General features: G+C 69.7%; 15 protein-coding genes. 12 read left to right on the forward strand and 3 right to left on the reverse strand.

Going from position 1 to position 15,051, the window contains the following annotated elements; translation table 11 throughout:
• The first annotated feature begins 13 nt into the window (after positions 1 to 13).
• From nuoI to QN163_02360, 9 genes are all read left to right on the forward strand, one after another.
• Complete coding sequence (nuoI, locus tag QN163_02320; protein ID MDR5682851.1) at positions 14 to 505, forward strand: NADH-quinone oxidoreductase subunit NuoI; 492 nt, start codon at positions 14 to 16, stop codon at positions 503 to 505.
• Between the two features lie 94 nt (positions 506 to 599).
• Positions 600 to 1,130: an NADH-quinone oxidoreductase subunit J gene (locus QN163_02325; protein ID MDR5682852.1), complete on the forward strand. Its 531-nt coding sequence runs from the start codon at positions 600 to 602 to the stop codon at positions 1,128 to 1,130.
• Positions 1,127 to 1,432, forward strand: coding sequence for an NADH-quinone oxidoreductase subunit NuoK (nuoK, locus tag QN163_02330; GenBank protein MDR5682853.1), 306 nt, complete (start codon positions 1,127 to 1,129; stop codon positions 1,430 to 1,432). Before QN163_02325 ends, nuoK begins: the two co-directional genes overlap by 4 nt.
• A gap of 20 nt (positions 1,433 to 1,452) precedes the next feature.
• On the forward strand, positions 1,453 to 3,336 hold the full coding sequence (nuoL, locus tag QN163_02335) for an NADH-quinone oxidoreductase subunit L (protein MDR5682854.1): 1,884 nt from the start codon (positions 1,453 to 1,455) through the stop codon (positions 3,334 to 3,336).
• Positions 3,333 to 4,823 (forward strand): NADH-quinone oxidoreductase subunit M, encoded by a 1,491-nt coding sequence (locus QN163_02340; GenBank protein ID MDR5682855.1) that lies wholly within the window; start codon positions 3,333 to 3,335, stop codon positions 4,821 to 4,823. Before nuoL ends, QN163_02340 begins: the two co-directional genes overlap by 4 nt.
• Positions 4,820 to 6,244 carry an NADH-quinone oxidoreductase subunit N gene (locus tag QN163_02345; GenBank protein ID MDR5682856.1) on the forward strand — a complete coding sequence of 475 codons (1,425 nt, stop codon included), beginning with the start codon at positions 4,820 to 4,822 and terminating at the stop codon, positions 6,242 to 6,244. Before QN163_02340 ends, QN163_02345 begins: the two co-directional genes overlap by 4 nt.
• Positions 6,245 to 6,275: 31 nt before the next feature.
• Positions 6,276 to 7,592, forward strand: a complete 1,317-nt coding sequence (locus QN163_02350; GenBank protein MDR5682857.1) for an FAD-dependent oxidoreductase — start codon at positions 6,276 to 6,278, stop codon at positions 7,590 to 7,592.
• A gap of 19 nt (positions 7,593 to 7,611) precedes the next feature.
• Positions 7,612 to 7,929 carry a 4Fe-4S dicluster domain-containing protein gene (locus tag QN163_02355; protein ID MDR5682858.1) on the forward strand — a complete coding sequence of 106 codons (318 nt, stop codon included), beginning with the start codon at positions 7,612 to 7,614 and terminating at the stop codon, positions 7,927 to 7,929.
• 80 nt (positions 7,930 to 8,009) lie between these two features.
• On the forward strand, positions 8,010 to 8,912 hold the full coding sequence (locus QN163_02360) for a diacylglycerol kinase family lipid kinase (GenBank protein ID MDR5682859.1): 903 nt from the start codon (positions 8,010 to 8,012) through the stop codon (positions 8,910 to 8,912).
• On the opposite strand, the gene QN163_02365 is transcribed toward QN163_02360, so the two are convergent.
• Positions 8,899 to 10,125, reverse strand: coding sequence for an alcohol dehydrogenase catalytic domain-containing protein (locus QN163_02365; protein ID MDR5682860.1), 1,227 nt, complete (start codon positions 10,123 to 10,125; stop codon positions 8,899 to 8,901). The genes QN163_02360 and QN163_02365 overlap by 14 nt on opposite strands.
• Positions 10,126 to 10,144: 19 nt before the next feature.
• Entirely contained in the window at positions 10,145 to 11,284 is a 1,140-nt protein-coding gene (locus QN163_02370; GenBank protein MDR5682861.1) for a class II aldolase/adducin family protein, read from the reverse strand.
• A 271-nt stretch (positions 11,285 to 11,555) separates the two neighbouring features.
• Between QN163_02370 and QN163_02375 the strand changes: the two genes are divergently transcribed.
• The 3 genes from QN163_02375 to QN163_02385 are packed head-to-tail and all read left to right on the forward strand — an operon-like array spanning position 11,556 to position 14,681.
• Positions 11,556 to 12,707 carry an NEW3 domain-containing protein gene (locus tag QN163_02375; protein MDR5682862.1) on the forward strand — a complete coding sequence of 384 codons (1,152 nt, stop codon included), beginning with the start codon at positions 11,556 to 11,558 and terminating at the stop codon, positions 12,705 to 12,707.
• Positions 12,708 to 12,735: 28 nt separating this feature from the next.
• The gene (locus tag QN163_02380) at positions 12,736 to 13,692 is read left to right on the forward strand and encodes an ATP-binding cassette domain-containing protein (protein ID MDR5682863.1); all 957 of its coding nucleotides are present in this window, start codon (positions 12,736 to 12,738) and stop codon (positions 13,690 to 13,692) included.
• Positions 13,689 to 14,681 (forward strand): ABC transporter permease, encoded by a 993-nt coding sequence (locus QN163_02385; GenBank protein ID MDR5682864.1) that lies wholly within the window; start codon positions 13,689 to 13,691, stop codon positions 14,679 to 14,681. Before QN163_02380 ends, QN163_02385 begins: the two co-directional genes overlap by 4 nt.
• Here the strand turns inward: QN163_02385 and QN163_02390 are convergent, their stop codons facing one another.
• A complete protein-coding gene (locus QN163_02390; GenBank protein MDR5682865.1) occupies positions 14,682 to 15,050 on the reverse strand; it encodes a cupin domain-containing protein in 369 nt (122 codons plus the stop codon). It lies immediately after the preceding gene.
• Between the last annotated feature and the right edge of the window lies 1 nt (position 15,051).

A 15,051-nucleotide genomic window follows, 5' to 3' on the forward strand; every position in this document is an offset into this window, starting at 1 on the left:
GGCGGAGCGGAGCATGGCGAATCGGAACGGCTGGCAGCGCGCGCTCGTCGAGACGACCGCCATCCTCAAGGGGATGGCGGTCACCTTCCGCTACCTGTTCCGCCGCCCCGTGACGATCCAGTATCCGGAAGAGCGTCCCACGGTCCCCCAGCGGTTCAAGGGCCGACACTGGCTGACGCTGTACCCCGACGGGGACGAGCGCTGTGTGGGCTGCGAGCTGTGCGTGATCGTCTGCCCGTCGCAAGCGATCTACGTCAAGGCGGCGGAGAACACGCCGCAGCGGCGCGTCAGCAAGGGCGAGCGGTACGCCGAGGAGTTCCAGATCAACATGCTGCGCTGCATCTTCTGCGGGTTCTGTGAGGAGGCGTGCCCGACCGGCGCCATCGTGCTGGGGCACGAATTCGAACTCGCCGACTACAGCCGCGAGGCGCTCATCTACACCAAGGAGATGCTGCAGGAGCCGTATCCCGGCGCCTCGGGCCGGGATCCCGCGCGAGAGGTGTAGCGGGGAGGCGCGTCGCCTCCCGTGGCCGTGGCGCCAGCGCCCGGTCGGGCCGAAACCCCGCTCGCGACTTCTGCGTGCGGGCAAGAGGGGGAGAATGGAAGTCCTGTTGTTCACGATCGCATCGGCGCTGTCAATCGCCGGCGGCGTGGGCGTCATCGCCGCGCGTCAGCCCGTCCACAGCGCGCTGGCGCTGCTGCTCGTGCTCGGCTCCCTGGCGGCGCTGTACCTGACGCTGGCCGCGGAGTTCGTCGCCGTGCTGCAGGTCATCCTCTACGCGGGCGCGATCGTCGTGTTGTTCCTGTTCGTCATCATGCTGCTGCACGCTCGTTCCCCGGAGCAGCAGCGACCTGCGCGGGCCGGGCCGCTGGCGATCCCGGCGGCGGTCTTCGGGGTGCTGCTGGTGGCGGCCATCTCCATCGCCGTGCTGCGCGACCTCGGTGGTGCGGTCGCGGCGAGCCCCCCGGAGGGATTCGGCACCACCGAGGCGGTGGGCCGGGAGTTGTTCACGCGCTTCGTCCTGCCGTTCGAGGCGGCGGGGATCCTCCTGCTCATCGGCATCGTCGCCGGCGTCGTGCTCGGCAAGGCTCCGGCGCGCCGATCCGACGGAGAGCGAGGGGAGCCGTGACGGTCCCGGTCGCCGCCTACGTGCTGGTGAGCGCTGTGCTGTTCGCGCTAGGGACGGTCGGGGTGCTCATCCGGCGCACCGCCCTGGTGCTGTTCATGTCGATCGAGCTGATGCTCAACGCCGTCAACCTGGCGCTGGTGGCGTTCGCCCGTCTGCACGCGCACATGGGCGGGCAGCTCATCGTGTTCTTCGTGCTGGTGGTCGCGGCGGTCGAGGTCGTCGTCGGATTGGCGATCATCGTCGACATCTTCCGCAGCCGCGACACCGTGGACGTGGACGAGATCGATCTGCTGAGAGGGTAGGCGGCGCGGCCGACCGGACCATGACCTACATTCCCTGGATCGTGGGGCTTCCGCTGGCGGGCTGCGTGGTCAACGGGCTCGTCGGTGGCCGTCTGGGACACCGTGCGGTCTCCGCCGTCGCGTGCCTGTCCGTGCTGGGTGCGTTCGCGCTCGGCGTCATCGGGCTGCGCCAGCTGGCGGGGATGCCCGAGCAGGCCGTCGTCAAGGTCTGGCTGTTCGAGTGGATCCCCGCCGGCGACCTGCGAGTCGCGGCGGCGCTGCAGCTGGATCGCCTCTCAGCGCTGATGGTGGTGGTCGTCGCGGGCGTGGGGTTTTTGATCCACGTCTACTCGGTCGGCTACATGGCCGGGGACCCCGCTTACAGCCGGTACTTCACCTACCTGAATCTGTTCACCGCTTCGATGTTGCTGTTGGTGCTGGCGGCGAACGTGCTCGTGCTGTTCGTGGGCTGGGAGCTGGTCGGCCTGTGCTCGTATCTGTTGATCGGTTTCTGGTTCGAACGCGAGGCGGCCGCCGCGGCAGGTCGGAAGGCGTTCGTCGTAAACCGGATCGGCGATGCGGCCTTTTTGCTGGGCATCTGCCTGCTGTTCGCCACGCTCGGCACGCTGGACTTCGAGGAGGTCGGGCGGGCCGCGCAGACGGCGCAGGCGGATCTGCCGCCCGAACGACACGCCCTGCTCACACCGATCGCGCTGCTGCTGTTCGCGGGCGCGACCGGGAAGTCCGCGCAGCTGCCGCTGTATGTCTGGCTGCCGGACGCGATGGAAGGGCCGACCCCCGTCTCCGCGCTGATCCACGCGGCCACGATGGTCACCGCGGGCGTGTACATGATCGCGCGGCTGTGGCCGCTGTTCGCCGCGGCGGACTGGGTGCTGGCGAACGTCGTCGCCGTCATCGGAGCCGCCACCGCCCTGTTCGCCGCCACCGTGGCTGTGGCGCAAAACGACCTCAAGCGCGTGCTCGCCTACTCGACGATCAGCCAGCTCGGATACATGTTCCTCGCGCTCGGCGTGGGGGCGGCGACCGCCGGGATGTTCCACCTGACCACCCACGCGTTCTTCAAGGCGCTGCTGTTTTTGGCTGCCGGCAGCGTGATGCACGCGATGCACGGCCTCGTCGACGTCCGGCGCCTGGGAGGTTTGGCCCGCGCCATGCCGCTGACGTTCGCGGGCTTTTCGATCGGCGCGCTGGCGCTGGCCGGCATCCCCCCGCTGGCGGGCTTCTGGAGCAAGGACCACATCCTCGCCGCCGCCTACGAGCACGGGTTCGTCGGGCTGTGGCTGGTGGGCGTGGTCACCGCGCTGGTCACCGCCTTCTACATCACCCGCGCGACGGTGCTGGCGTTCGGCGGCCACCCCTTTGACCCACGCGCCCATCCCCACGAGGCGCCGCCGTCCATGGCGTGGCCGATGGTCGTCCTCGCCGGCTTGTCGGCGGTCGGTGGCCTTTTGGGTGCGAAGTTCGTCGGCGCGCCGTTCGACCGTTACCTCGAGCCGCTGTTCGTGACCGGCATCCCCCACGCGACCCCACGCGGCGGACTGAGCGAGGCGGCGCTGATCGCGCTCTCCGTGGCCGCTGCGCTGGCCGGGGTCGCCGCGGGCTGGGCGGTCTTCCGGGGAAGGCGGATCGCTGAGTTCGGGGCGGTGGGTGTCCTGCTCGCGCGGCAGTGGATGGTTGAGGAGGCCTACGAGGCCGTCCTCGTCCGTCCGGCCCGGCGGCTCGCGCGGTTTTTGGCGGAGGTGGCCGATCCCGTGTGGATCGACGGCATCGCGAACGGGATCGGTGCGGCGGCTTCGCGGGCCGGTGCGGCGATCCGGACCTGGCAGACCGGATACGTTCGCCAGTACGCCGCCGGCATCCTGATCGGTGCACTCGTCGTCGCCGGGTATTGGTTGCTGCGATGAACGTGCCGGTGCTCAGCCTTCTCGTCTTCCTGCCCGTCGCCGGGGCGTGCGTCGTGGCGCTGATGCCGCGCCGGGAAGGGGTGCTGCGCGGGACGGCGTTGGTGTTCGTGTTCGCGACGCTGCTGGTCGCTGGCGCGGTGTTCTCGCGGTTTCCGACCGGCGCAGCCGGTTTCGCCTTCGTCGAGCGCGCCCCATGGATCCCGGCCCTGGGGATCGGGTACCACCTGGGCATCGACGGCATCTCGTTGTTGTTGGTCCTGCTGACGGCACTGCTGTTTTTCGCCGCGCTGGTGGGGACGTGGGACGCCGTGCGCCACAGGCTCAAGGAGTATTTGGCCCTGCTTCTGTTGCTGGAGGGCGCGATCCTCGGGACGTTTCTGGCGCTGGACCTCGTCTTGTTTTACGTCTTCTGGGAAGCGGTCCTCATCCCGATGTACTTTCTGATCGGGATCTGGGGCGCCGAGCGCCGCTCGTACGCGGCGATCAAGTTCTTCCTGTTCACGATGGCCGGCAGCGTCTTCATGCTGCTGGCGATCATCGGTCTGTATCGGGAAACGGGTACCTTCGACCTGGTGCGGCTGTACGAGCTGGGCGTGCCGAGTGCGCGCCAGCCGCTGCTGTTCGCCGCGTTCGCGCTCGCCTTCGCGATCAAGGTGCCGGTGTTCCCACTGCACACCTGGCTGCCAGACGCGCACACCGAAGCGCCGACGGCGGGGTCGGTGATCCTCGCCGGCGTGCTGCTGAAGATGGGTACCTATGGTCTGGTGCGGTTCTGCCTGCCGCTGTTCCCCGAGGCTGCGGAGGCGGCGGCGCCGTGGATGGTGGCGCTGGGACTCGTGGGCATCGTCTACGGGGCCGCCGTCGCCTTCGCGCAGGCGGACGTCAAGCGGCTGGTTGCCTACTCGTCGGTGAGCCACCTGGGGTTCGTGGTCCTGGGCACGTTTGTGTTCACGCTGCAGGGCCTGCAGGGCGCTTTGCTCCAGATGGTCAACCACGGCCTGTCCACCGGCGCGCTGTTTTTGATCGTCGGCATCCTCTACGAACGCGCTCACACCCGGAGCATGGAGGGCTATGGCGGGGTGGCCAAGGTCATGCCGACGTTTGCCGCGCTGTCGTTGATCGTGGTCTTCTCGTCGGCGGCCCTGCCGGGCACCGCCGGGTTCGTCGGCGAGTTTTTGATCCTGCTGGGGGCGCTGCGGGCTGACTGGCGGTTCGCGGCGGTGGCGGCAGTGGGTGTGGTGTTGTCGGCCGTCTACCTGCTGTGGATGGTGCAGAAGATCTACTTCGGTCCGGTGCGCGTGGAGGCCGCTCGGTTCGTGACCCTGCGATGGGGGGAAACCCTCGCCCTGGTGGTCCTCGTCGCCGCGATCCTTTGGATCGGGCTGTACCCGGCACCGTTGCTCAACGTCAGCGAGCCGGCGGCGGCGGGCGTGTTGGAACGGGTCGAGGCGACGACGCGTTCCATGTCGTCGGACGGGTCCCCATGATCGAGTTGCGGCCGCTGCTCCCGGAGTTGATCGTCGCCGGCACGGCGATCGTCGTGCTGTTCGCCGACCTGCCGCTGCGCGGCGCGCGCAGCCGGGTGGCGTTGGTGTGGCTCTGCCTGGTCGGGCTGGGCGCGGCCGGGGTGGCGATCGGCGCGGTGCGGCAGGAAGCCGTCGTGGTGTTCGGTGGCATGTACCTCCGCGACGGCCTGGCCGACCTCGCACAGACCGTGATCCTGGTCGCCGCGGCCCTGGCGGTCCTGCTGGCTCGCGACTACCTGGTCCGGACAGGACTGGAACGCGGGGAGTACTACGCGCTGGCGCTGTTTGCGGCGCTGGGCGCGATGCTGATGGCGGCGACGCGGGATCTGTTGATGCTGTTCGTCGCCGTGGAGATCCTGTCCGTCCCGCTGTACATCCTGGCGGCCTTCGCGCGCCCCCAGCGTCGGTCGCAGGAGGCGGGACTGAAGTATTTCCTGCTCGGATCGTTCGCCGCGGCGCTGTTCCTCTACGGGCTGGCCATGATCTACGGCGCGGCGGGTACGACGGATCTGATCGCCCTGGCGGATGTCGCCCCGGGGTGGATGCTGTCGCTGGGGCTGGGGCTCGTGCTGGTCGGGCTCGCCTTCAAGGTGGCGGCGGTGCCGTTTCACGTCTGGGCGCCGGACGTCTACGAGGGATCCCCCATGCCGGCAGCCGCCTACATGTCCGTCGTCGCCAAGGTGGGGGCGGTGGCCGCGATGCTGCGAGTGCTCCCGCTTTCGCTGCCGGCGCTGGCCGACCTGTGGCAGCCGCTGACAGCGGCGATCGCGGCGGCGACGATGGCCGTCGCTAACCTGGCCGCGCTGCGCCAGACCAGCGTCAAGCGCATGCTGGCCTACTCCAGTGTCGCGCACGCCGGCTACGTGCTGATCGGCGTCGCCTCCGGCACGCCCGACGGCGGGTGGGCCGCTGTCTACTACCTTCTCGTCTACACCTTCATGCAGCTGGGCGCGTTTGGCGTGCTGCTGCTGCTCGAGCGGGCCGGCGCCGAAGCCGACGAGATCGCAGACCTGCACGGCCTGGGCGACCGCGCCCCGGCACTGGCCGCCGCCTTCGCACTGTTCATGGCGTCGCTCACCGGGCTGCCGCCCACGGCCGGGTTCCTTGCGAAGTTCTACCTGTTCGCGGCCGCGATCGACGCGGGATACATGTGGCTGGCGATCGTCGGCGTGGTGACGAGCGTCGTCTCCGTCGGCTACTACCTGCGCGCAGCCTACGCCGCCTACACCGGCGAGGCGCGTGCGACGGTCCGCACCCTCCGCGGCAGTTGGACGGCGGCGGGTGTGGCGTTGGCGGCGGGGGCAGTCGTGCTGCTCGGCGTGCTGCCGGGGCCGATGACCGCCTGGGCGGTGCAGCTCACGACCGTCTTCGGCGGCCGGTGAGGCACCGACGGCCGGCTTGGCGAGGTGACCGATGGCCGAAGCAGAGAAGTTCGATGCGATCGTGGTGGGCGCCGGACCCGCGGGGGCGGCCGCGGCGGCGACGATGGCACGGGCGGGGCTCAGCGTCGTGCTGATTGAGCGGGGCGAATACCCGGGCGCCAAGAATGTGATGGGCGGCGTGATGTACGGGCGCATGGTCGCCGACGTCGTGCCGGAGTTCTGGGCGCAGGATCCTCCGGTCGAGCGCGTGATCGTCGAGGAGCGGGTGTGGCTGGCGACCGACGACGGTGCGGTGAGCATCGGCCACAAGAGCCCCCAGATGGCCCACCACGCCGACGGTTGCCCGAACGCGTTCACGGTCCTGCGGGCCCGGTGGGATCGCTGGTTCGCTGCGAGGGCCGAGGAGGCCGGCGCCTTCCTCGTGCCGGCGACGACCGTCGAGGACGTCATCTGGCGCGACGGACGCGTGGTCGGGGTGCGCACCGGACGCGAAGAAGGCGAACTGTACGCCGACGCGGTGGTGATCTGCGACGGCGTCAACTCCTTCTTGGCTCAGCGCGCCCGCCTGCAGGACCGCCCCATCGAGCCGCACCACCTGGCGCTGGGTGTCAAGGAGGTCATCGGCCTACCCCCCGAGGTCATCGAGGCCCGCTTCAACCTCGAGAGCGGCCAGGGGGCGACGATCGAGATCTACGGCGCGCCGACCCAGGGCATGTCCGGGTACGGGTTCGTCTACACCAACCGGGAATCCCTGTCCGTGGGCGTAGGCGTGCTGGTCTCCCATTTGATGAAGACACGCCGCACACCCTACGACCTGCTCGAACAGATGAAGCGCCACCCGCTCGTCCGACCCCTGATCGCCGGGGGGGAGACCCTGGAGTATTCGGCGCACGCGATCCCCGAGGGCGGCTACGACGCCATGCCCCGGTTGTACGGGGACGGCGTCCTGATCGCGGGGGATGCCGCGATGATGATCAACGGACTGCACCGCGAGGGCAGCAACCTGGCGATCGCCGCCGGGCGCATGGCGGGGGAGACCGTGATCGAGGCGAAGGCGCGGGGCGACTTCAGCGCGCGCACCCTCGGCCTGTACGAGACCCGGCTGGCGGAGTCGTTCGTGCTGCAAGACCTCAAGAAGTACCGCCACCTCCCGGACCTCGCCGACCGCCGGCCGGATCTGTTCCAGATCTACCCGGAGCTGGCGAACCTCGCCGCCCACGAGATGCTGACGGTCGACGGGATCCCCAAGCGGGAGAAGCAGCGCCGGATCTGGAAGACGATCACGCGGCACCGGCGTCCCTGGCAGATGTTGCAGGACATCTACCAGACCTGGAAGGCCATCCGGTAGATACGGAGGTCTCCGCGCGATGACGGAGCACTTTGCCGAACAGCCGACAAAGGTCGAGGACAAGCTCTTCACGCTGCGGTGGAAGCACGACCGGCACAGCCACATCGACATCACCGACCGCACCATCTGCCGGGACCGATGCGGAGACGAGTGGAAGCGGCCCTGCACGACCTTCTGTCCGGCCAAGGTCTACGAGTGGAACGCCCAGCAGGGCCGGATCGTGATCTACCACGAAAACTGCGTCGAGTGCACCACGTGCTTGACCGGCTGTCCGTATCGCGTGATCGACTGGCGGTTGCCGCGGGGCGGGTTCGGGATCCAGTACAGGTTCGGTTAGCGCCGAGCAGACCGCTGCCCTCGGCCCAGGACGTCCCGGTCCGAAGAGGATTTCCCACGCGGTGCGAAAAGTGAATATCGGTGCCCGAGACCAGAGCGACCGCCATCATCAACCCCGTGGCTGGCCGCGGCAGAACGCTGCGGTGGTGGCCTGCGGTCCGCGAACGGCTCCATCAGGCAGGCTGGGCCGTCGCGGAGCACGTCTCCGAGAGGCCGGGGCACGCCACCGACCTGGCGGCGGCGGCGCGCAACCGCTGCGACGTCGTCGTGGCCGTCGGCGGCGACGGCACGGCCAACGAAGTCGTCAACGGGCTGCTCGAAGACGGCGCCGCACCCGTCCCCGTGGGCGTCGTCCCGATGGGGACCGCAAACGACTTCGCCACCTGCCTGGGGATCCCCGCGAAGGTCGAGGAGGCGACGCGGACGCTGCTCGCCGGGCAACGCCGGCGGATCGACCTGGGGCGCGTGGGAGACCGCTACTTCATCAACGTCGCGGGCGTGGGCTTCGACGCCACCGTCGCCGAGTGGGTCAACAGCCGCTGGAAGCTGTTCGGCGGCACCGTCATGTACGTGGTCGGCATTTTCCGGACGCTGGCCGTCTTCAACCCGGTGTGGATGCGGCTCGAACTGGACGGCGCACCCCTCGAGGGCAGGGTGTTCATGGCGGCCGTGGGCAACAACGCCGCCTACGGAGGCGGGCTGCGCATCTGCCCGCACGCCCGGCCGGACGACGGCTGGCTGGACGTCGTGACGATCGGCGACATCCACAAGACCGAGGTCTTCGCCCTGCTGCCGCGTATCTACTCCGGCGGACACCTCACTCATCCCAAGGTCGCGACCGCGCGGGCTCGCAGCGTCACCGTGACGACCGACCCCCCTCAGCCGGTCCACGCCGACGGCGAACCGATCGGCCGCACACCGGCCACGTTCTCCCTGCAGGCCGCGGCCATCGAAGTGCTGACGCCGGCGGTCAGTCGGGCCTGAACGCGACCTTGAAGGCGGAGGTGTCGGATTTGCCGGTGGCGGTGCGGAAGGCCCGTGCGAAGTCCCGTAGGGCAAACGTGTGCGTCACCAGCGACGAAACGTCGAGGGTGCCGCGGCCCATCCAGTCCAGCACGATCTCCATCGTCCGCCTGCGCGTGCCGTCCACCGACTCCCAGCCGTAGACGTAGCTGCCGGTCAGGTGCAACTCGTTCAGCCAGACCGGCGTCCAGTCGACGCCGCGCGGGAGGGCGGCCAGGCCGAGCAGAACGACGCGGCCACCCGAGCGCGTCAGCCTTAGCGCGTCGTCGAGGGCCCGACCCGACCCGACGCATTCCACGGTCAGGTCCGCCCCTCCGATGACGACGCGCTTGCCCATCAACGGTCGGCGCAGCCGCGCGCCGGTGAGTTCGGCGATCGCGTCGTAGTGCTCGTCCCGGCGTCCGAGTGCCACGACGGCGTCGGCACCGAAGCGCCGGGCCGCCTCGCCCTGGAACGGGTACTTCACGAGGGCGATCACACGCGCGCGCGAACCCAGCGCCCGCAGCGAAGCGATCACGCACTGCCCGATCGTACCGCCGCCCACGACGAGCACCGTGTCGCCGTCGTGGGGTCGGTGCCGCAGCAGCGGATGCAAGGCCACCGCGCAGGGCTCCACCATCAGGGCGTTGGCGTCGCAGATCGCGTCGGGCACCGGCAGCACCTGGGAACGGTGCGCGACGAACGTCTCGGCCCAGCTGCCGCCGGTGTCGCGACAGGCGCCGATGATCAGCCCGGGGCTGAGGTGGCCGTCGGTCGTGCGTTCGCATAGGTTGTACTCGCCGGCCGCACAGAACCTGCACGGCGGCGAGATCCCGCGGACGGCGCACGGCAGGATGGGGTCGACGACGACACGTTCGCCAGGGCGCAAACCCGAGACCGCGGGTCCTGTCTCTGCGATCTCGCCCACGTTCTCGTGGCCCGGGACGAACGGGAACGACGTCAGAGCCGACGCGGCGGGACTCGCGTCCAGGTGGAGCATGTGGAGGTCGCTGCCGCAGATGCCGCCCAGGCGCACGCGCACGCGCACCCAGTCCGGACGTGGCAGCGGCGGCTCCGGCGTCTGACGGTATGCGAGGGGCGACAGGCGGCTCCAGTAGCCGTCCCGGTAGACCGCTCCCAGCGCCTTCGCGGCCAGGTAGCGCGGGATCGTGGGGTGGAAGACGAGCGCGCGCACGAGACGACCCGACGGGGCTTCAGGTCATCGGTACCTGCCGGATGAACCCCGCCTCCAGGCGATCGAGGATGTCCGAGAGCGTGGGGCCGGTGATCGTCAGGCCGTGGTTCTTGAGCCCGACGACCGCCCGGCCGGGGTCGGGCGCCCGGCGGACGAGTTCGGCGACGGCCTGTGCGAGCTGCAACGTCCCGCACGGGTAGTTGACCGTCGTCGACCGTACGCCCTCCATCCACGCGTGCACGTGCACGATCGCATGCACGGAGGGGTGCTCGGCGTAGATCATCCAGTGCTCGATGGCGTCGACGGACACGCGCCGGGGCTTGACGTGGGGCGGGACGCTGAGGAGGATCACCTGGCGTTGCGGGTCGTAGCCCTTCACGAGCAGGATGTCACGCCCGATGACCCGCATGTTGGCCTTGTCGACACCGCTGGCGCTCATCCAGAACCGGCCGGTGTCCTTGCGCGTGCTGAGGTTCCCGTAGCTCAGACCGCCGATGCCGTACAGCAGCTCGATGTGCCTGAGGTCGCGCTCTTCCAGCAGCTCGTGGATGGGGAACGGCGCCGGCAACAGCCCGAGTGCATCCAGCCGTCGTCCGGCGGCGGCGAGTTCGCGCGTCCGATCGTCCCCCTCCCACAGGTCCTCGGGCAGGTCGGGGTGAAACTCGTTGTCGATCACGAGCTGGCTGGAGGCCAGCGGCTGGAGCTTCTCGTAGATCCGCTCGAACCGCTCGTCGCCGCGTCCGCCGTCTATGGGGAAATGCCCCTGCTCAAGCGTGACGAAGTACACGCGCAGCCCTTCGTCGCCGCGCACGAGGTAGATGCACAGGTTGGCGAGCGAACGCACCAGCAGCGGGTAGGCGGCCCGCAACACGTCTGTCGGTGGTTGGGGGGCCAGGGCGACCGCGACGACGAACGTCGCCTTGGCCTTGCGGCGGAACGCGCGCGGCCGCTGCGGGTCCACGAAGTGGAACACCAGCCGCCAATCGGCCTCGGGCCCTTCTTCGTAGCGGTGTCCGTGGCGTTCGAAGACCCTGCGCAATCCGCCGGCGAACTCCGCGAGGATCGGCTCGTCGTACGCGCCGACGAGGCCGAACGTCATCGGCTCCGGCTCCTGCGCGGGCGGCGCCGGTGTCTGCGGCACGGGCTGGCTTGCGCTCATGGGAGCATTTCTTCGCGGGCACCGGGCGGATTCCCTACAGGTCCTCCCCCGGCCGACGGTCGGCCCACCGGGTGTTGCGCGCTGGCCCGCGGAGGGATCGGCGCGCTGGTCACCGAAACAGTCCGTAGCGAACGGCGCGGTCGTGCACATCCGCGTCTTGGGGTCCGACGACGGCGAGGGGTGATGCACCGCCACCGGGATCACCGCTAGAATTGCTGCGTACGGATCGCTTCGCTGGGCCTGGTCCCATCACCAACGGAGGTGGAGCAAGATGCGACTTCTGGCCACGGCCCTGGCCGTGGGGATGGTGCTCGTGGGTACCGCGGGGGTGGCGGGGGCGCCTGCGTTCCGCGGGCTGGCGATTTCGACCCCCTATCCGTCGCAGACCGTGCGGGGAGGCGAGCCGGTCGTGATCAACCTGACGGTGCGCAACTTCGGCCTGCCCCCGCAGGTGGTCAGCCTGCGGATGGCCGCGCTCGCGCCCGGCTGGCGCGCGACGTTTTTGGCTGGAGGTCGGGTGGTCAGCGCGGTGTACGTGCTCCCGGACCAGGAAGCCTCGGTGACGCTGCGGCTGGATCCCCCCTCGGGGCTGCGCACGGGGACACACACGTTCCGGGTGGTGGCCACCGGCCAGCAGGCGAGCGCGGAGTTGCCGCTGCGGCTCACGCTGGGTCAGGTGTTGCCGGTGAGGCTCGCGCTGGAGGCCGAACAGCCCGCGGTGCGCGGGCCGGCGACGGCGACGTTCCGCTATCGCGTCCAGATGCGCAACGAGTCCGACCAGGACCTTCTCGTCCAGTTGAGCGCGCAGGCCCCGCAGCGGTTTCAGGTGACGTTCACGGCGCTGGGCCAGCAGGTCACGAGTGTGCCGGTCCGGGCCGGTGAGTCGCGGGACATCGACGTCGAGGTGAGCATGCCACAGGAGACGCCGGCCAACACCTACCACATCGAGGTGCGGGCATCGGCCGGCGATACGCTGGCCTCGGTACGGCTGGCGGCTGAGGTGACCGGGCGGCCGGACCTGCAGATCACCGCACCGGAGGGCCGGCTGTCCGGGCGGGCGTACGCCGGCCAGGAGACGCCGCTGAAGATCATCGTGAGGAACAACGGCAGCGCGCCGGTCCGCAACCTGACCCTGACGTCGTCGGCACCGTCGGGATGGGACGTGAGGTTCGATCCGGAGAGGATCGACGAGGTCGCGCCGCGCCAGGAGGTGGAGGTCACCGCGCGGATGCGGCCGTCGCCCCGCGCGATCTCCGGCGACTACATGGTGACGATCACGGCCAGCGGGGGCGAGGCTTCGGCGTCCGCCGACTTCCGCATCACGGTCCTCACCCGGACGGTCTGGGGGATCGTCGGCGTCGTGCTCATCGCCGCCGCGTTGCTGGTCGTCGGGCAGGCGGTCGCGCGCTATGGGCGGCGGTAACCTTTAGGATCACGGCCCACAGGGACCCATGGACATCGCCATCCAGACCGAAGGCCTGACCAAACGCTACGGGGACATCACCGCCGTCGAAGATCTCAACCTGTCGCTGCGGCCCGGCGAGGTCTTCGGGCTGCTCGGTCCCAACGGATCGGGCAAGACCACGACGATCCTGATGCTGTTGGGTCTCACCGAGCCGACGGCGGGTTCGGCCCGCGTCTTCGGCCACGATCCCCGCCGCGAGCCTTTGCGCGTGAAGCGGATCGTCGGGTACCTACCGGACTCCGTCGGCTTCTACGACGAGATGACCGCTTGGGAGAACCTGCGCTACACCGCCACCCTCAACGGACTGTCGTCGGCCGAAGCGGCCGGCCGGATCGACGAGGTGCTCGACCGCATGGGGCTGGCCGACGTCGCCCACCGCAAGGTCGGCACGTTCTCGCGCGGGATGAAGCAGCGGCTCGGGCTCGCGGACGTGCTGCTGAAACGGCCGCGCGGCGCGATCCTCGACGAACCGACGCTGGGGCTGGATCCCGAGGCGGCACTGGAGTTTTTGCACATGATCCGCGCGTTGCGCAGCGACGGGATGGTTGTCCTGCTGGCGTCGCACCTGCTGCACCAGGTGCAGGCAGTTTGCGACCGGGTCGGGCTGTTTCACCAGGGGCGCATGGTCCTCGAGGGCCGCGTGGACGAGCTGGCCGAGCGTGTGCTGGGCGGTTCGTACCGAATCCGAGTCGAAGCGCGCGGCGACGACCTCGTCCCGGCGCTGTCCTCGATCCCCGACGTGGTGCGCGTCTACCCCGACGGCGACGGTGTGCTGCACGTCGAGGCGCGCTCGGACTGCCGTCCCGAGATCGCCCGGCGCGTGGTGCACCGCGGCAGCCTGCTCGGGCTCGCGCTGGAGCGGCCGGGGCTGGACGAGGTCTACGCGCGGTACTTCGCCCAGCGTCACGAGGCCGCCGGGCACGCGCAGGAGGTCCAGGCGTGACGGTCGACGCCCAACCCGTCTCGCAGGCTGCCCCGGCCAGACGGGAGGGATCTCCGTGGACCGGCCTGTGGGCGGTCGTCTACAAGGAGATGGCCGACCACCTGTCCAGCGCCCGGATGCAGATCCTCGAGACGTTGATGCTGCTGACCGCTGTCGGGACGGTGTACGCCGCCAGCCAGAGCATCCGACAGACGGTGGGCGAAGACCCGTTTTTGTTCTTGCGCCTGTTCACGACCGCGCGCGAACCCCTGCCGTCGTTCCTCGGGTTCTTGAGCTTTTTGGTTCCCCTGGCCGCCATCGCGATGGGCTTTGACGCGATCAACGGTGAGTACAACCGCCGAACGCTCAGCCGCGTGCTGTCGCAGCCGATCTACCGCGACGCGCTGCTGCTGGGCAAGTTCTTGGGCGCGCTGTTCACGCTGGGGATCACGCTGGCGGGGCTGTGGTTGGTCGTGACGGGGATGGGGTTGTTCATCCTGGGTGTCCCGCCGGGCGGGGAGGAGGTGGCCCGCGGGCTGCTGTTCCTGCTGGCCACGCTCGCCTACGCGGGGGTGTGGCTCGCGCTGGCGATGCTGCTGTCCACCGTGTTCCGGCAGACCGCGACGTCGGCGCTCACCGCGATCGCGGTGTGGATGCTGTTCGCGGTGTTCTGGGACATGCTCGCCCAGCTGGTGGCCCAGATCGTGCGGCCCGTGGAGTTCGCGGGCACGGCCGACGAACTGGCGCAGGTACAGATCCGCCTGTGGCTGTCCCGCCTGTCGCCCAACACACTGTACGCCGAGTCGGTGCTGGCGCTGTTGAACCCCGCGGTGCGCGCCCTGGGGCCTGTGCTGATCACGCAACTGGAGGGCGCGATCCTCGGCACGCCGCTGCCGCTTGTCCAGAGTCTGTTGATCGCCTGGCCGCAGCTGGTGGCGCTGGTCTCCGCGGTGATCCTGCTGTTCGCGGCCAGCTACGTCGTCTTCCAGCGGCAGGAAGTCCGGGCGTAGCTACTCCAGCCACTCCGTCGGGTAGCTGGGCGTGCGCGGCACCACGCAGAGGAACTCGACTGGCTCGGTGCCGTGGTTCTCGTACCAGTGCGGGGTCCCGGCAGGGATGAACACCGCGTCACCCGCGGACACCTCGCGCACCTCGCCGCCGATCCCCAGGCGCATCCGACCGGAGAGGACGTACTGCTCGTGCTCGATCGTCGGATGGCGGTGCTTGGGGATGCGGCCGCCTGGCTGGATCGTGAACTTCCGCGTGACGAAGTGGGGTGCGTGGTCGTCGGGTCCGATGAGGACCCGCATCACCGCACCGTCGGCCCGCTCCACCGGGCGCGGGGGGACGTCTTTGGCCGGCCGGATCACGCCGCTCACA

It is taken from the genome of Armatimonadota bacterium, from assembly GCA_031432545.1.
Taxonomy (GTDB): Bacteria; Sysuimicrobiota; Sysuimicrobiia; order Sysuimicrobiales; family Sysuimicrobiaceae; genus Caldifonticola; species Caldifonticola tengchongensis.